At 52.0% G+C, this 16,899-nt stretch carries 14 protein-coding genes; 11 read left to right on the forward strand and 3 right to left on the reverse strand.

The window, feature by feature from the left end:
* Positions 1-22: 22 nt before the first annotated feature.
* From MLD04_RS17110 to MLD04_RS17125, 4 genes are all read left to right on the forward strand, one after another.
* The gene (locus MLD04_RS17110; RefSeq protein ID WP_248160622.1) at positions 23-1,108 is read left to right on the forward strand and encodes a porin; all 1,086 of its coding nucleotides are present in this window, start codon (positions 23-25) and stop codon (positions 1,106-1,108) included.
* Between the two features lie 109 nt (positions 1,109-1,217).
* Positions 1,218-2,072: a CYTH domain-containing protein gene (locus MLD04_RS17115; protein WP_248160623.1), complete on the forward strand. Its 855-nt coding sequence runs from the start codon at positions 1,218-1,220 to the stop codon at positions 2,070-2,072.
* A gap of 70 nt (positions 2,073-2,142) precedes the next feature.
* Positions 2,143-5,046 (forward strand): bifunctional [glutamate--ammonia ligase]-adenylyl-L-tyrosine phosphorylase/[glutamate--ammonia-ligase] adenylyltransferase, encoded by a 2,904-nt coding sequence (glnE, locus tag MLD04_RS17120; RefSeq protein WP_248160624.1) that lies wholly within the window; start codon positions 2,143-2,145, stop codon positions 5,044-5,046.
* A 79-nt stretch (positions 5,047-5,125) separates the two neighbouring features.
* On the forward strand, positions 5,126-6,049 hold the full coding sequence (locus MLD04_RS17125) for a branched-chain amino acid transaminase (RefSeq protein WP_248160625.1): 924 nt from the start codon (positions 5,126-5,128) through the stop codon (positions 6,047-6,049).
* 46 nt (positions 6,050-6,095) lie between these two features.
* On the opposite strand, the gene MLD04_RS17130 is transcribed toward MLD04_RS17125, so the two are convergent.
* Positions 6,096-6,974, reverse strand: coding sequence for a lysophospholipid acyltransferase family protein (locus MLD04_RS17130; protein ID WP_248160626.1), 879 nt, complete (start codon positions 6,972-6,974; stop codon positions 6,096-6,098).
* A 94-nt stretch (positions 6,975-7,068) separates the two neighbouring features.
* Between MLD04_RS17130 and MLD04_RS17135 the strand changes: the two genes are divergently transcribed.
* From MLD04_RS17135 to MLD04_RS17160, 6 genes are all read left to right on the forward strand, one after another.
* The gene (locus MLD04_RS17135) at positions 7,069-8,058 is read left to right on the forward strand and encodes a mitochondrial fission ELM1 family protein (RefSeq protein WP_248160627.1); all 990 of its coding nucleotides are present in this window, start codon (positions 7,069-7,071) and stop codon (positions 8,056-8,058) included.
* Positions 8,059-8,186: 128 nt separating this feature from the next.
* Positions 8,187-9,287, forward strand: coding sequence for a glycosyltransferase family 4 protein (locus MLD04_RS17140; RefSeq protein ID WP_248160628.1), 1,101 nt, complete (start codon positions 8,187-8,189; stop codon positions 9,285-9,287).
* Positions 9,284-10,090: a polysaccharide deacetylase family protein gene (locus MLD04_RS17145; RefSeq protein WP_248160629.1), complete on the forward strand. Its 807-nt coding sequence runs from the start codon at positions 9,284-9,286 to the stop codon at positions 10,088-10,090. Before MLD04_RS17140 ends, MLD04_RS17145 begins: the two co-directional genes overlap by 4 nt.
* Before the next feature lie 3 nt (positions 10,091-10,093).
* On the forward strand, positions 10,094-11,116 hold the full coding sequence (locus tag MLD04_RS17150; protein WP_248160630.1) for a glycosyltransferase: 1,023 nt from the start codon (positions 10,094-10,096) through the stop codon (positions 11,114-11,116).
* Positions 11,113-12,147, forward strand: a complete 1,035-nt coding sequence (locus MLD04_RS17155; protein ID WP_248160631.1) for an ELM1/GtrOC1 family putative glycosyltransferase — start codon at positions 11,113-11,115, stop codon at positions 12,145-12,147. Before MLD04_RS17150 ends, MLD04_RS17155 begins: the two co-directional genes overlap by 4 nt.
* Positions 12,148-12,203: 56 nt before the next feature.
* Positions 12,204-13,181 carry a hypothetical protein gene (locus MLD04_RS17160; protein ID WP_248160632.1) on the forward strand — a complete coding sequence of 326 codons (978 nt, stop codon included), beginning with the start codon at positions 12,204-12,206 and terminating at the stop codon, positions 13,179-13,181.
* Positions 13,182-13,266: 85 nt separating this feature from the next.
* On the opposite strand, the gene MLD04_RS17165 is transcribed toward MLD04_RS17160, so the two are convergent.
* Positions 13,267-14,379: an O-antigen ligase family protein gene (locus MLD04_RS17165; RefSeq protein ID WP_248160633.1), complete on the reverse strand. Its 1,113-nt coding sequence runs from the start codon at positions 14,377-14,379 to the stop codon at positions 13,267-13,269.
* 196 nt (positions 14,380-14,575) lie between these two features.
* Positions 14,576-15,538, reverse strand: a complete 963-nt coding sequence (gene lpxL, locus MLD04_RS17170) for an LpxL/LpxP family Kdo(2)-lipid IV(A) lauroyl/palmitoleoyl acyltransferase (RefSeq protein ID WP_248160634.1) — start codon at positions 15,536-15,538, stop codon at positions 14,576-14,578.
* A gap of 99 nt (positions 15,539-15,637) precedes the next feature.
* Between lpxL and waaA the strand changes: the two genes are divergently transcribed.
* Positions 15,638-16,891: a lipid IV(A) 3-deoxy-D-manno-octulosonic acid transferase gene (waaA, locus tag MLD04_RS17175; protein WP_248160635.1), complete on the forward strand. Its 1,254-nt coding sequence runs from the start codon at positions 15,638-15,640 to the stop codon at positions 16,889-16,891.
* The last annotated feature ends 8 nt before the right edge of the window (positions 16,892-16,899 follow it).

The following is a 16,899-nucleotide window of genomic DNA, read 5'->3' on the forward strand; positions in this document are numbered from 1 at the left end:
AACTCAAAAAGGAAGGCGCAACATGAAAAAGACGCTCATCGCATCTGCTATTGCAGCCGCAACGTTCTCTGGAGCCGCGCTGGCCCAGAATACCGCCACGATGACTGCCGACGATCTGGCAGCGCGCATGGATTCTATGCCGACTGTCTACGGTAACATCCAGCTGGCGATTGTTCACGACAACTTCGACAATGGTCCGTCTTCTCTGGACTTTGCCGATAATGGTTCCACTATTGGTTTCAAGCACGACCACGAAATCGCTCCGGGTATCACCGGTTTCTTCAAGGCCGAACTGGAATTTGACGCTGACCAGAAAGCTGGCAACGGCGGCCTGAACGGTTTTGATGAAGCCTACATTGGTGTGAAAGGCGACCGTTTCGGTCAAGTTTGGGCGGGCTCTGACGACTCCACCTACGAAACTGCCATTGACGAAATCTACAACCATTATGAGTACGGTTCTTTTATCGGTGGCAGCTATGACACCGGTGAGGGTGACCTGGTTCAGTACCGGTCTCCGTCTTTTGGCGGTCTGACTGTTGGTGCAGCCGTTCAGATCAATGGTGATAGCACTACTGGTGGCAAAAGCTACCCGTATCAGTTGGCGGCCATATACCAGATGGGCGGTTTGGAGCTGGCATTCGCTATGGACTCCAACGACGGTTCTCTCGCCTATTCCCAAGATGGGAAAAACGATGATCCTCTCAAAAAAGCTAGCGAACGTAGCATAAACAACGAGAATACCTATGGCTTGCGTGCTAGCTATAGCTTGGAAAATCTCCGTGTAACCGGTGAATACCAAACTCGCAAGGACGTCTCAGACGTCTACGGAGTAATGGGTGTTTACACAATGGGTGCGAATAATTTCTCAGCTTCTTATCAAGTAGAAGACTATGATACGTCTGAAAGCTTGAAGAGTGATGTCTGGGCTCTTCAGGCCCTTCACAACCTGTCCGACTACATGTATGTCTGGGTTGAAGGTTACATGTACGGTGGTGACAGTGTTTACGCGTACAATGGTCGTGACACTACCGGTAATGGCTTCAACGATACCTTCGATTACACCGACCAGCGTTCTATCGCTGCTGTAGGCGCTGTTTACTACTTCTGATCCGCTGATTCTCTGAACAGCTAATCAAAGTAGTACCAGAAAAACCGGTGACTTTCGGGTCACCGGTTTTTTTATGTATTCTCAGGCAAACCCCTCAGGAGAAGGCCGTGTGGCAGAAGAGCTTGAAATCAAACTGACTATATCGCAAGAAAACGTTCCCGCGGTGGCGCAGTGGGTATCGACGCTCCCGGAGGCTCGTTTCGGTGAGGAGAAACGCCTGGTCAACCGCTATTTCGATACGCCAACGGCCGATCTGAATCGCGAAAAGGCTGCCCTGAGAGTACGGCAGGCAGGCGATCACTTTATCCAGACTTTGAAAACCCGGGGCGATTTCGTTGCCGGTGCACACCGTCGACAGGAGTGGGAGTGGCCATTGCCGGGGCCGAATCTGCAACTGGGACTACTTGCGGATTCGCCGCTGGCGGAACGCGTTAACCTGGCGGAGCTGTCAGCCATTTTTGAGACCAATTTTCAGCGTCGTACCTGGTGGATCGTCACTGATGACGCTGAAATTGAAGTAGCGCTGGATTCCGGTCAGGTCGTCAATGGTGATCACATATTGCCGTTGCACGAGGTTGAGTTCGAGCTGAAAGCCGGAGATCCGGGGGCCCTGATGTCCTATGCTCAGATCCTGGCGGCCACGGTCCCGGTTTTCCTGAACCTCGTCAGCAAAGCGGAGCAGGGCTACCATCTGGCGGGACTGTATCACCCGCGGGTTGAGACGGGGACAGGGCCTCTGACGGTTGAGGGATTTCTCCGGCGATTGAGCCTGGCATGGTTGACCGGAGCGTCGCCCGAAGTCAGGGAAGATGAACTCAAGGGGCTCAGGAGTATCAGTCACACGTTTCAGACCCCTTCGAATCCTGATTCGGTCTTCGACGCGATCAAGTCCGGTACACCGATCCGCTCGCTTGCGTCCGCTCCGGATCTGGGGCAGTTGCAACTGGCTCTGGCCCGTGCGTGAGATCGCCGCTCTTTTGGATGTTGTTCCATATTTGAGAAAACACTATTTCGCCGTTGCAGGGGGCTGATTTATGTCCGAGCCATGGAGTGCATTGCCGTCGCTGATCGCTGACGATGTATCGAGTTGCTGGGGAAGCGTCTTTCCGGACGGCGTGCCGGGCTGGCTAGTGGCAGACAAGCATCTTTCGGAGCAGACGATCGCTGACGCGATCGGGCGCAGTCTGTTTATCCGGCAAACCCTGGAGCGTCATCCGGAGCAGGTCCAGGAACTGATGGCGTCTCGCTCGCTGGCTGAGCCTACTACGACGGCCTATCTGGCTGAGCGTTGGCAGGAGTTCCGGGCCCGTGTGAACGCTGAGCCCGATCTCCACAAGGCCCTTCGCCAGTTCCGGCGGGAAACCCAGTTTCGTATTATCTGGCGCGATCTGCTTCGGTGGGCGGATCTGCGAGAGACGATGGCATCGGCCAGTGCTTTTGCCGACATCTGTATTGATGGAGCGCTGGCATGGCTCTATCAGGACGCATGCGAACAGTTTGGCACCCCTTACGGAACCGACCCTGTCTCCGGAGACGATGTGCCGCAGCCGCTGGTTGTTCTGGGCATGGGGAAACTGGGTGGTCACGAACTGAACGTATCGTCGGACATTGACCTGATCTTCGCATTCCCGGAAAAAGGCGAGACCCGGGGAGGGCGCCGCTCCCTGGACAATCAGCAGTTTTTTATCCGTCTGGGTCAGCGTCTGATTCAGGCGCTCGATCAGATCACCGCAGACGGTTTTGTGTTTCGAGTGGATATGCGCTTGCGGCCGTATGGTCAGAGTGGCGCGCTTGCGCTGAGCTTTTCGGCGCTCGAAACCTATTACCAGGACCAGGGGCGGGACTGGGAGCGCTATGCCATGGTCAAGGCCCGTGTCGTAGCTGGTGATCAGGCGGCCGGTGAGGTTCTCATGGAGACCCTGCGTCCGTTCGTCTATCGCAAGTACATTGATTTCAGCGCGTTTGAATCGCTACGCAGTATGAAGGCGATGATAAGCCGGGAAGTCCGGCGCAAGGGGCTGGAAAACAACATCAAGTTGGGTAGCGGGGGTATTCGGGAAATCGAGTTTGTGGTCCAGGCATTCCAGCTTATCCGCGGAGGGCGGGATCGCGAGCTGCAGCAGCGGGAGCTTCTGGTCATCCTTGGTGAGCTTGAGACTCTGGAACTCCTTCCTCCGGACGTGGTTTCCGAATTGCGAGAGGCCTACGTGTTTCTGCGCAATCTCGAGCACGCCCTGCAGGGGATCGAGGACAAACAGACACAGACTCTTCCGGACGATGCGCTGAATCGTGCCCGGGTGGCAAGCATCATGGGGTTTGCTGATTGGGAGGCGTGTCTGACGGAACTGGAAGGGCACCGTGAAAAAGTGGCAACGCACTTTGCCAACATCATCGCGACGGAAGAGGATGACGTAGGAAGCGACGCCGATTTCGACGAAGAGTGGCATGAAATCTGGCTGGCTGAAGCTGACGCCGATTCGGGCAGAGCCTGGCTGTCCTCTCAGGGATATGAGGACCCTGAGGGCTCGCTCCAGGCATTGGCCGATCTGCGCGACAGCCGGACGGTTGAGACCCTGCAGACCCAGGGACGCAAGCGCTTGAACCAGTTCATGCCTGTTCTGCTCGAGGCATTGACCCAGGTCGACAATCCCTCCGAGACGCTGGTGCGGGTTCTCCAGCTTGTCAATGCGATTCTCCGGCGGACAGCCTACATGGTGCTCCTGCTGGAAAATCCCGGGGCGCGAACTCAGCTGGTCGGGTTGTGTAGCGAGAGCCCCTGGATTGCTCGCCAGCTGGCAGAAACGCCGCTGTTGCTCGATGAACTGCTCAACGCCGAGAGTCTCTATTCTCCGCCGGCCAAAGAAGAGCTACAGGATGACCTCCGGCAGCAGATGCTGAGGATTCCCTTTGAGGACCTGGAAGAGCAGATGGAATCCCTGCGGCATTTCAAGAAGGCGCATATCCTGCGGGTCGCCGCGTCCGAGCTAAAGGGCACCCTGCCTCTGATGAAAGTGAGCGATTACCTTACCTGGATCGCCGAGGTGGTGCTGGATCATGTCGTGGATGTCGCGTTTGCAAATCTGGTCAGCCGGCACGGTTACCCGCGCCGTGAGGACGGCTCCGCCTGTGAGACGGATTTTGGCATCATCGGTTATGGCAAGCTCGGTGGTATCGAATTGGGTTACACCTCGGATCTCGACCTTGTGTTCATTCACAATGCGGACCCCGAGTTGTCGACCGACGGTGACAAACCGATCGACAACGCGGTGTTCTACACCCGGCTGGGCCAGAGGATTGTCCACATTCTCAGTACCCAGACACCTTCGGGCCAGTTGTACGAGGTGGATATGCGCCTGCGCCCGTCGGGCAACTCCGGGTTGCTGGTGACAACGTTGAGAGCGTTCGAAAAGTATCAACGAAACGACGCCTGGACGTGGGAGCATCAGGCCCTGGCCCGTGCCCGCGGTGTCGCAGGTTGTGCCGACGCACTGCGCGCGTTTGAAGATATTCGGCACGCTATTCTGTGCGAACCCAGGGATCGGCAGGCTCTTCGGCAGGCCGTCGTCGAGATGCGGGAAAAGATGCGGGCCAGTTTGGGGACGCCTGAAAATCGGAGATCGGAAACGTTTCATATCAAGCATGATGCCGGCGGCATCGTCGATATCGAGTTCCTGGTTCAATACCTGATGCTGGCCTGGTGTTCCGAATACCCTGAATTGACCCAGTGGTCGGATAACATTCGCCAGATGGAGGCCCTGGGGCAGGTTGGTGTGTTATCGACGGAAGATGCGGAAGGTCTGCGGGAAGCTTTTATTACGCTCAGGTCGACCATACATCGCCGGGCCCTGCAGAATCTCAACAGCCAGGTGAGTGGCGATGCATTCCCCGAAGAGCGTCACTACATCCGGTCGATGTGGAAGAAAGTGATGATTGGTTAGTAACCTAAATTTATTTTCAGAGAGCTTTCCTGCTAGAATGCCGATTCCCCGAAAACCGCTTTTTTAGGAGCAATGAAGAATGTCGATGGCTGATCGTGATGGCCTTATCTGGCTCGATGGTGAAATGGTTCCCTGGCGGGATGCCAAAACCCACGTGTTGACCCACACCCTGCATTACGGTCTTGGCTGTTTTGAAGGTGTGCGAGCCTATAGCACAGACAACGGCCCCGCCATTTTTCGTCTCAATGAACACACTGATCGGCTGTTCCGCTCCGCGCATATCCTGAACATGAAGATGCCGTTCAGCAAAGAAGAACTCAATGAGGCTCAGAGGGCGTCTGTCCGGGAGAATAACCTGGATGAAGCCTACCTGCGTCCAATGGTTTTTCTGGGCTCCGAGGGTATGGGGCTGCGCGCCGATAACCTGAAGGTACACGTGATGGTCGCAGCCTGGAGCTGGCCGTCCTACATGTCTCCGGAAGCCAAGGAACTGGGTATCAAGGTTCGCACCTCGTCCTATACCCGCCACCACGTGAACATCACGATGTGTAAGGCCAAGGCCAATGGTAACTACATCAACTCGATGCTGGCCCTGAACGAGGCGATATCCGGTGGCGCAGAGGAGGCCCTGTTGCTCGATAATGAGGGCTATGTCGCCGAAGGTTCCGGGGAAAATATTTTCATTGTGCGGGACGGTGTGCTCCACACCCCCGAGCTGACCTCCTGCCTGGAAGGTATTACCCGGGCGACCATCATCACCTTTGCAAAAGAACTGGGTCTGGAGGTGCGTGAGCGCCGTATTACGCGGGATGAAGTTTACATCGCGGAAGAGGCCTTCTTTACCGGGACCGCCGCTGAAGTCCTGCCTATCCGGGAGCTTGATGGCCGGGTGATTGGTGCTGGCAAGCGTGGACCGGTTACCGAAAAGCTTCAGGCCATGTACTTCGATGCGGTCAAAGGCAAATCAGCGAAGCACGCTAACTGGCTCACACCGGTGAAGTAAAGGTTTAATAGGACGATTTTAGCTCTCGGCTCCGGGGGAATGCCGTTCAATAGATAGGCTTCTCCCCCGGAGCTGTACGTCTGAACCGCTTGTATTCCCACTGGTATTGAGTGGGAATATCGGCAATGCACTTTTCTACAGATTGATTCAGGGCCGCCAACGATAGCGTGAGATCACTTGAAGACATCCCTGCCTCCGCCTCCCGAATAACAATCTTAAATCCTTGCCCATCTGGTAGCCTTTTTGCGTAAGTTATAAGTGGCTTTGCTCCGGTCTTCAGTATGAGCTTCGAGGCAAGTGTCATGGTTAGCGCTGGGATGCCAAAAAACGGTGCAAATTCGCCGCCTTCGCGTATTGGCGTTTGGTCCGGAAGGATGCCGACGACGCCACCTTCTCGTAGAATGGTAAACAGACGCATTATGCCTCGCCTGTTGGTGGCTACCAGTTCGGAGCCGCTTCGGCCTCGAACCTCCTTCATATAGTCTTCCAGCCCCGGTTGGTTCGGGGGGCTATAAAGTGCCGCCATTTTGTAGCGGGAAGCAAAGAAAAGCCCTGCCAGTTCCCAGTTTCCGAGGTGCGGTGCGAGGAGAAGTAGTCCTTTATGACCGTTCTGGTAGTCTTCTAAAAGATGTTCACCCTCAACTTCGCGAATTAGACCCAGACATCGTTCTACAGGCCATTCCCACATCAGCGGAATTTCGAACGCGGTAGCGCCTGTCTCTTGAAGGCTCAGACGACCGAGATTTTCGATTTCCTCTGTGCCGAGGTTCGGGTAGCACGCACGCAGATTTTTTCGGGTTGTTTCAACGGCGCGCCCTCCGAATTGCCAGTAGATCTTACCTAGCAATCGACCTAGGCGCTGAGCTCTCCCAAGGCTTAGGAATGACAGCAGGTGAAGAGTCAGCTTGATGAGTTTGCTTGTCACGATAACTTCCACTAGGGGCAAAGGAGGGCCCAAAACCTACCACTGTCATAACAGGCGCACAAGGCCTGGTGCGACTCTGAGGCTTTGCCCGATTATGGTGTCCCATTGCTTGCTGATATCATTGCTTCGTCGAAACGAAACTACGGTCGCCTTTGGGTGTCGTGCCGATGGAAATACAAAAGAGGTTGGGCCAGATTTGGGTAGCATTCTTATTATCAGCGACGGCAAGGCGGGCCATTTGAATCAGTCACTAGGGCTTGCCGACGCTCTCGTAAGGCTGCGCCCTGGAACGGTTGTTGAGAAAATGGAGCCGCTATCGCTGGCCAAGGCGTTGGCAATGTTGGTTATGGGTGGGCAGATGCCCTGTAAACGAAGGCCCGCTGTTATAATTGGCGCAGGCCATGGTACCCATTTAACGCTGCTGGCCTTCCGTCGATGCTTGAATGTTCCCGCCGTGGTAGTCATGAAGCCGAGTTTGCCCCTGAGGTTGTTTGATCTGTGTCTTGTTCCGGAGCACGATAGTCCACCTAGTAGATCGAATGTAATAGCTACTCGCGGTGCACTCAATCGGATGCAGCCCGGGGCAAAAAAACCGGGAACCGGAATGATCCTGGTCGGGGGGCCGTCCCAGGATAGTGGCTGGGACGAGGAACTACTATTGGGAGGCATTAAGGAACTGGTCCATTCAGATCCTCGCCGCTGGCAGTTGACGACCTCCAGGCGAACGCCGGATTCAACCCTCGAGAAGCTGAAGTCCCTCGCAGGCGTGGAGGTCGTTCCCGTTGGTGAGACGGCTCAGGACTGGCTGCCACGGCAATTGGCTATCACGGAGCAGTGTTGGGTTACGGAAGACAGCGTCTCGATGATATACGAGGCCTTATCCGCTGGCTGCGCCGTAGGAGTTTTTGAGGTTCCCTGGACGAGGGGCAAGTCCCGATTATTGCAAGGTATAGTTGAGCTGAAAAAACGCCATATGGTTACCTCTTTTTCGAGCTGGTCTGGCGGAGCTTTGGCTCGATCTTGCGAGAGGCTGAATGAATCGAAGCGTTGCGCTCAACTGATTATTGAAAGAGGCTGGTTATGATTCTTACGCCTCCGGTGCTCCGGTAATTCCGATTTCATGCATAGAAAAGCAGGAAGCCCACGAATTCAAGAATCCGCTTTCAGCTATTTGTGTAGACCTTCATTTGTGACTGACTTCGGTATTTTCTTATGAAAGTTGTTCAGGTATTGCCAGCCCTTGAAGGGGGAGGCGTAGAGAGGGGAACCTTGGAAATAGCCCGGGGATTGGTTAAGGCCGGGCATGAGTCAGTTGTTATTTCGGCCGGTGGGGGAATGACTCTCAAGCTTGAGAAAGAGGGAAGCCGGCATGTTTTATGGGACCTTGGTAAGAAATCTCCTCTTACGTTTCGCCACGTCAGGGCTCTCAGACGTTGGTTGGTGAGTGAGAAGCCGGATATCTTGCATCTTCGTTCGCGGATGCCTGCATGGGTTTGCTGGTTTGCGTGGAAAGGGTTGCCTGTAGATAATCGCCCCCATTTGGTCACGACGGTACACGGTCTATACTCGGTCAGCAGTTATAGCTCGATTATGTGTCGTGGTGAGCGTGTTATTGCAGTGTCGGATACCGTCCGTGAATATATTCGATGTAACTATCCGGGAACCGACATGGGCAAGGTGCGTGTTATTCCCAGAGGGATCGACCCCGAAGAGTTTCCCCCTCAATACCGTCCGTCCGAGGAATGGTTGACGCAATGGTACAGGCAATACCCTCAATTGGCCGAGCGGATGGTGCTGACTTTGCCTGGGCGGCTTACTCGCCTGAAGGGGCATCACGATTTTATTGATCTTATCAAGCAACTGTCTCAACAGGGCGAGCCGGTGTGCGGTTTGATCGTTGGTGGCGAAGATCCAAAGCGTAAGGCCTATGCGGCAGAAATCCGGGAAAGGATTGAACGGGAGCAGTTGAGCGACAGAGTTTTTTTAACTGGCGCAAGGCAGGACATCCGGGAGGTATTTTCAGTCTCTGATCTGGTGCTGTCTCTCTCGACAAAGCCCGAATCCTTTGGCCGTACGGTTGTGGAGGCGCTTGGTCTGGGGGTTCCGGTTGTGGGCTATGATCACGGAGGGGTGGGTGAGGTTCTTGCCGCTCTGTATCCTCAAGGGCGGGTACCTCTAGGGGACAAGGACGCTCTCAGAAACGCCGTAATAGGGGTCCTTCAGGATAAGACGCAAAGTCCATGCAATGATCGCTTTTTTTTGAGCCGTATGGTCCAGGATACATTGGAGTGCTACCAGGAGTTATTAAGGTGATCTGGACTGCTGCGGTGTTAGTGGTGTGTGCCTTGATACTGAGCAGGCGCTATGCGTGGTGGCGTCATGCTGTTGATGAGAAGTATCCTCGTATCCTCATGTATCATATGGTGAGCGAGCATCGGGCGGGGGCAAAATTTAACAAGTTGCGGGTAAGACCAGAGGCATTTGAGTGGCAGATACGTTGGCTCAGAAACAACGGTTGGTATTTCGCATTAATGTCAGAGTTGTCAGATGCGAAAAAGCTGCCAACGAAAACGGTATTCTTGACGTTTGACGATGGCTTTGCTGACAACTTTGACAATGCCCATCCTGTCTTAAAAAAGTATGGCGCCAGGGCGACTCTTTATCTTGTAGTGGATCGCTTTGATCGTGACTGGTCCACGGAAAAGAAAGCTCACCATAACAGTGGTGAATTGATGTATGAGCCCAAGGTGACTGATGAGCAAGTGGCCGAAATGCTTGCCAGTGGGTGCTGGGAACTGGGGGGGCACACACTGACACATGTCAATCTCTCGCGTCTGGATACGGAGCAAAAAATGGCTGAGGTAAAGGGGTGCCGAGAGCAGCTTGAGGCTCGATTCGGTGTTCCCATATCGAGCTTTGCGTACCCATTTGGCATTTATGACAAAGCTGATCTTTCAGTGGCTGAAGAATCTGGCTTTCTGAACGCCGTGACTACGATAGAGGGCATAACGACTGACTACGCCCTGAATCGTTTTGAGTTGCGACGCATAAAGATCTCGGGCAAGGATAATAAATTGGCGTTTCGTATACGGATGCGCATCGGCAGAAGAGGGTAAGACATGAAAGTATGTCAGATAATGGCCGGTGACGAAGAGGGTGGTCTGGAAAACCACTTTGTCGAACTCAGTAATGGCCTGCTTGATCACGTGGATTCAGTTGTCGCAATTGGACATGAGAAATACAGGTCTCGTTTCGCCCCGGGAGTGAAATTTATTGCTCTTGATTTGAGTCGAGGTCGTCGGAATCTGCTACAGCTGGCACGCTTGATCACTATTTTGAGGCGTGAGTCCCCGGACATTGTCCATGCCCAGGCTAACAAGGCTGTGGATATGCTGGCTCGCATAAGCGCGTTCGTGCCGGGTTATCGCATCGGCACGCTTCATAGTAGAAAAAAAACGATAGGCATGTATGCGGCGATGCATACCGTTATCGGTGTGAGTAAGGGGGTAGTGGCCAACCTCGATCACCCCCATGTACGAGTAGTATACAATGGAGTTCAAGCCTACTCGGGAAAACCATGGAACAAGGATGCCTTGGCGAAGCATTTCGCGTTGGACCCTGAGCTACCAATCAGTTTGTCTGTAGGGCGCCTCGTGCCCACCAAGGCGTTCGATAACCTCGTAAGTGCTTGGGAGCCCCAACATGGGCAGCTCATTATAGTGGGTGAGGGCCCGCAAAGAGGTCGGTTGCAAGAGCAGATTCGGTACGAGCGACTGGATGGGCGTGTTGTTTTAGCGGGGTTTTGCCCTGATGTCCGTGGTATGATGAGTGGAGCAGATCTGTTGATATTTGCATCTCACCGTGAAGGTTTCAGCTATGCTTTGGCTGAGGCGTTACTCTGTCGTCTGCCTGTCCTCTCAACCCGTGTGCCTGGAGCTGAGGAGGTCTTGCCAGATCAATACTTGGTTCCCACAAACGATATCGCCGCCTTGAAACAAGCTCTGTCGGATACAATCGCCGATCTGCCAGCAGCCCAAAAATCGCAAGCGGAACTTTTTCGCTGGGCCGCTGAGACCCTCACTGTTGAGCATATGGTTTCCGCAACGGAACGGATCTATCGGGAGGTCTTGGGAATAGCATGAGGCGCTTGCACGTATTGCTATTATCCGACGGACTGGATGGACATGTAAATCAGGCTCGTGGGCTCGTAGCGTGGTTATCAGAACGGTATGCTATCGAGTGTGTTGAGGTTGATGTACGTTTGCGTTTTCGGGCTATAGCGAGATTGTCTTTTCCGTCCCTCTTGCGAAATGTACGATGGGCGTCTGGACTAATTGTGGGACTTTACAAGTCCTTTAAGGCTCCATTGCCCAGGTCACAGCTTATTGTATCCGCTGGTGGAAATACCTCCTTTTTGAATGTCGCTTTAGGCCGGAAGTGGCGAGTTCCAAACGTGTTCCTAGGCTCCAAGCGACGGTTGCGGTCAGACGATTTCGCTGCGCATTTAACGCTAGAGCCGACCGGAGAGCCAAACAACATTGTGATGATGTTGGCTCCTACACTCGTTAACCCTGAGGATCTGAGACAAAAAGGCCGAGACCTCCGCCTTGCTTTGAATCTCTCGGCCGATGAAAAACTCAATATGCTGGCAGTCGGCGGCGATGGTGCCGGGTATCAGTATGACAGTAAAGCCGTACAGCAGTTAGCCCAGTTATTGATCTGGGAGCATGAGCGTACTGGCAAGCGCTGGTTATTAACCACTTCTCGGAGGACGGGAGCAGACTTAGAGAAGCAGCTCAGACAATCTATACCGCCTACTATCTTAGCAGACAGTGTATGGTGGTCAGAAAACCCCCGTAAAGCCATGTCAGCCTACTTGGGCGCCGCAGATCAGGTTTTTATTACAGCAGACAGCATGTCTATGATTGCGGAAGCCATTGCGAGCGAAAAGCCCTCCGTTGTGCTTGTGCCGGAAAGAGCGTGCCCGACGGAACGTTATCAAGAGGCTCTTGACAAGTTTTTTAATGCAAAGTTGGCTGTCAAATCTGATTTGATTGATCCACGGCCGTGCTCTATCTCTCCAGTACACCTGCGGGACATCAAAGATCACTTTCTTTGCGAACTTGAACAATTGTTGCCGGTATTGGCAGATTACCGAGTTTCTGGAACATGATCTCCAAATATGTTCCGGGCAGTACTAGAGAAATCAAACAAAACTTTAGGTGATATGTGAACGTTTTTATTGCCAGTTCACCACTGCAATTATTCAATTGCGTTGAAGCGAGGAATCGATTTCACCAGAATCAAGATAACCATTTATTATTTGTATATAAGAAGACGATTGATCTTGAGCAGGCTCGCCCTTTGCTTGATGATCGCTGGGCGTCGAAAGCATTTTTTAAGTGGACTAAATTTTCACGTCTGTTGTATGGGTTCACCTTGCGTTCATATTTGAAGCGCTTTAGAACAGCAGAAAGTCTTTACCTCGGATATCCCTATAATATTCGTGCGCATTTTGCAAACAGTCTCGATGCTCGGGTTTGGATTGTGGATGATGGTAATTATTCGGTGTGGCTGTTTGAGCAACTCGATAAACAAAAAAGCGAAATTTGGCGTGCTCCTTCACTTATGGATCGTCTGCTCAGGCGGCGAGTTAGTACGGAATACTTGAAACGTGCGGGATTCTTCACTGCTTATCCGTTGCTGGAGAAAAAGAGTCATGAAGTTATTTGCAATGACTTTAGGGGCATAAAGGCTACTCTTCAAGAAGTGCGTCAAGCTGAAGGAGTAGCTTTTATAGGAAGTCCTGTGATTGGAGCACTTGTATCTACGGAGTCTCAGTTTTTGGCGGTGATGACGCAGGTGTCAAAACATTTTTGCGGGCAGAGAATTCGCTATTTAGCGCACCGATATGAAAATGTCGATTATTTGCGTCGTTTGCTAAAAGGGTTGAACTTCGAAGTTATTCGTTGTTCAACGCTAGTGGAGCTTCAATTTGCTTTGGATGGCTTTAAGCCGAGAGTTGCCGTTTCGTTGTTTTCCTCAGCTCTAGTAAACCTCGGTTTAATTTACGACATTCCTATGACGGCATTCCGAGTTCCAGATGACTGGATTCCCCCAAAGCGAAAGGATATTTGCCGTCTGATATATAAGCAGTTGGAACAAGATGGCGTATCCATAACTCCGCTTGTGGTTAAACGGGCCTGATGCTGTAAAAAAAGCGCGCTACCCGAGTATTTAATAAGATTGCCGCCATAAGCAGGATTTCCTTTTGATAGAAGATGGCTTTCATTCAATAATAAGGCGTGCGCTCTTTATGTGGACGATTTTGGGGGGCATTTTTCCCGCAAAAGGCTCCTAACGCTATAAAAACTATTGCCCAAGGCTCGTATACAAAAAGATGAATATCGAAGATTCCTCTCGTTGTGAAAAAAATGAGTAGAAGTATTGAAAATTTAACTAATGGATCATCTTTTTCCAAAGTTCTTGAGGCTCTAATGTAAATCCATAAAATGCTCGATATTAGAGCTGCGCTGCCTAGAAGTCCGAACGAAAAGACTAACTCAAGGTACATTGAGTGTGGATGCAAAAAGTGATCTACTACATTGAGATGCTTAAAGGTGCCTGGCCCATAGCCAAACCAAGGCTTCTGAGCAATGAAATCCAGTGTGGCTGAATAAATTGCATTCCGACCACTCAGAATATCACCTCCTCTATAGATTCCTGAAAAAATGCTATGAAGTATGAAATTATCAGAAATCAGGTTTCCGGCGAAAAGTAAAAGGAATATAAACAAAAAAATTAATGTTATTAGTTTTTTTCTCTGAAATATCATGCCTGCTGAAAATGCAGTCACGGCGATCGCTAGCAAGGTTCCTCGAGAAAGGGATAGGATTAAGATAATGCAATATATTGTAAGGCCTGTGCTATAAATGTAGGTTTCAGTTTTTGTTAAATAAATTTTTCGATCTAATAAAATGCAAATTAACGGAATGGATGCAATAGCGATTTCCGTAGCAATAATATTTCTGCTGTAAGATAGTCCGAAAATTTTTGGCCAATTATTTGATTGGACGGCAAAGTCAACGGACTTTGAGTTCCATAATAGGTATAAAAAAATAGCGGTTAAAAAAATTACGGAGACCATGCTAGTGCCACGTAATATTGATGCGGAATGGAAATTTTTTCCTAAATAAGAAAAAGTCAGAAGAAGAGTAAAAGCTCTCAAAAGGTCGTAAAGGGGTTTGAGGCCTTTTGATGGTAAAGTTGAAAAGACGATTGCTATGAAGAAAGTTGTAAAAAGTAGAATTATTGGGGCTTTATACTGGCTACATAGTCGACCTGGAAAGTTAAAATCGGAACGAAAAATCAGTGCCAATGCCAGAAGAGCGGCGCCACTACTCAAAGAGAAGGGTGCGTATAGAAATATAAGAGAGCACGCGCCGAAAATCAGTATTAATAAGTTGAGCGAATTAATGGTATGAAAAGTGTTTGATCGATTCATTTTGGGAACTGATTCAGGATATTTGAGTGGCACTATTCTAGTTCAATAGTAAAACGATTGCGGGAGGTGATTTGCACGGCCTACTAAATGTTGCTGTTCAGGCATCTTTGGTTGGCGTTCCCGCATAGAAGCCGGAGTCCTCAGGATCGGGCCGAGTTTTGAAACGCCGGTGCATCCATAAGTATTGCTCTGGAGCCTTGCGAATTTCTTTCTCGATAATGGTGTTGATGCGAGTGGCATCTTCGAGGTCGTCGCCACTGGGAAAGTTTTCCAGTGGTGGATGGAAATAGATATCGTAGCCTGGTTTGCCTTTTCGTCGGAAATGGCTAAAGGGGACTATGGCGCACTTGCTTCTTTCTGCAATACGTGAGGTCGCTGTGATAGTGCCTGCCTCAATTCCGAAGAATGGTGCAAATACAATGTCCTTTCTGCCATAGTCCTGATCTGTAGCATACCAGACAGCGTGATTTTGTTGCAGGCTACGAAACAGGCCTCGCAAATCCCGTGCCCCCAGAACCGTTCCGTAACGGCGCTCGCGAGCTCTCGTCATCACTGCATTCAGCAATGGGTTATTATGGTCGCGCTGCATAACGTCGGCTTCAATAAACTCGGTAACAAGGCTTCCGCCGAGGTCCAGAGTGCTGTAATGGCCCCCTAGCAGAATGACTCCGTTACCTCCTTCCAAGGCCTTTTTGAAGTGGTTCAAACCATGAATGTAAGTGATGTTGGTAAGTTTGGCGGGGTCGCGAAACCAAGCTATTCCAAGCTCCATCAGACCAATCCCGTTAGCTATAAAGGTTTTCCGTACCAGGGAGGCTTTCTGCTCATCCGATAATTCCGGAAAACACAGGCGAATGTTGGTTTCGGTAATATGGCGGCGTCTATTGAGCAGTTTCCAGGCCAATAGGCCGATAGATTTCCCCAGCACCCATTGGCAGCGAATAGGTAGTTGTGCAACCAGCCACATTAGCGCGATAACCAGCCAAGTTGCCCACCATCTGGGAGAAAGATAAGCCGAGTAGTCAGTGTTTCTCGGATGTTTGTGGTCTGTCTTCTTCAAAATCGCGGTCCTGGATCGACAAATTGTTTATCCGAGGGCAAGATGCCGTCGTAAAAATTAATTGCGCATAATAACGCATCGTTTCGCAGGGAGTCCCGCGTGTTGATGTTCATTTATTCCCAACTCATAAGATTGTTTCTACCACTTATTTTTTTTCGGTTGTGGTGGCGTGGGCGAAGCAATCCCGCATTGCGGCTGGACTGGCGGCACAGGCTGGGAATTGTGCCACAGATGGAAGGTCGGGTTGTATGGGTACATGCCGTTTCGGTTGGCGAGGCAATTGCTGCAGGGCCTGTGATCGGAAAGTTGCTGGAGCGTGATCCTCAAGCTGCCATCCTCATGACTGCGATGACGGAAACCGGCCTTTCCCAGGCGCGGAAAATGTTCGGAAACCGGATCCAGTACGCCTATGCACCCTACGACACCCCGGGGTCAATCCGCCGCTTCCTGGACCGGGTCCGTCCCAGCATTCTCGTTATTATGGAAACCGAGATCTGGCCCAACATGATTCGTCAGAGTCGCTCGAGGGATATTCCTGTATTTCTGATCAATGCGCGTCTGTCGGAGCGTTCTGCACGAGGGTATGAGCGGGTGAGTCGGCTGGTCGCACCTGTTGTCAAAAGCATCAGCTGGGTTGCGGCCCAGGCAGAGCCGGATGCCGAGCGGTTTCGCCGTATTGGTGTGGCGCCCGACAGTGTGGAAGTGACAGGCAGCGTGAAATTTGATGTGGATATTCCGGAGGACATCCGTCGGCAGGCGCGGGAACTGAAAAAGCGCCTGGGGGAGCGGCCGATCTGGATCGGCGGGAGTACTCATGCGGGCGAGGATGCCCAGTTGCTGACGGCTCATGAACAGGTGCTGGCCGTGCATCCCGACGCCATGTTGATACTGGTTCCCCGTCATCCGGAGCGGTTTGATCCCGTCGCCGCCAAAGTCCACGCCCGTGGGCTTGCCCTGGCTCGTCGGTCCTCCGATGAGGATCCGGCGCCGGCCCAGGTATATCTGGGGGATACGATGGGGGAGCTGATGATGCTCTATGGTGCCAGCGATATCGCCTTTGTGGGCGGTTCTCTGATCGAGCGCGGTGGGCACAATCCTTTGGAGCCTGCCGGCTGGGGCATTCCGGTGTTTTCAGGCAAGCACGTTTTCAATTTTGAGACGATCTACGATCGATTGCTTGAAGGGGCTGGTGTCTGCTTTGTGTCCAGCGCGGAAGAACTGGCGACGTCCCTTGTTCATCTTTTCAGTCAGCCTGCGGCGCGTCTTGAAACGGGGCGGAGGGCGCTGAATGTGGTAAACCAGAATCGTGGGGCGTTGGAGCGGGTCGTAGACGGAATTATCGATCGGCTGTGACTGGCATC

It is taken from the genome of Marinobacter koreensis, from assembly GCF_023156285.1.
Taxonomy (GTDB): Bacteria; Pseudomonadota; Gammaproteobacteria; order Pseudomonadales; family Oleiphilaceae; genus Marinobacter; species Marinobacter koreensis.

What these genes read in the sequence shown, in the direction of transcription:
- MLD04_RS17110 (WP_248160622.1), top strand. Translation starts at nt 23, where the DNA reads ATGAAAAAGACGCTCATCGCATCTGCTATTGCAGCCGCAACGTTCTCT.
- glnE (WP_248160624.1), top strand. Translation starts at nt 2,143, where the DNA reads ATGTCCGAGCCATGGAGTGCATTGCCGTCGCTGATCGCTGACGATGTA.
- MLD04_RS17125 (WP_248160625.1), top strand. Translation starts at nt 5,126, where the DNA reads ATGTCGATGGCTGATCGTGATGGCCTTATCTGGCTCGATGGTGAAATG.
- MLD04_RS17135 (WP_248160627.1), top strand. Translation starts at nt 7,069, where the DNA reads ATGGTGTCCCATTGCTTGCTGATATCATTGCTTCGTCGAAACGAAACT.
- MLD04_RS17140 (WP_248160628.1), top strand. Translation starts at nt 8,187, where the DNA reads ATGAAAGTTGTTCAGGTATTGCCAGCCCTTGAAGGGGGAGGCGTAGAG.
- MLD04_RS17150 (WP_248160630.1), top strand. Translation starts at nt 10,094, where the DNA reads ATGAAAGTATGTCAGATAATGGCCGGTGACGAAGAGGGTGGTCTGGAA.
- MLD04_RS17155 (WP_248160631.1), top strand. Translation starts at nt 11,113, where the DNA reads ATGAGGCGCTTGCACGTATTGCTATTATCCGACGGACTGGATGGACAT.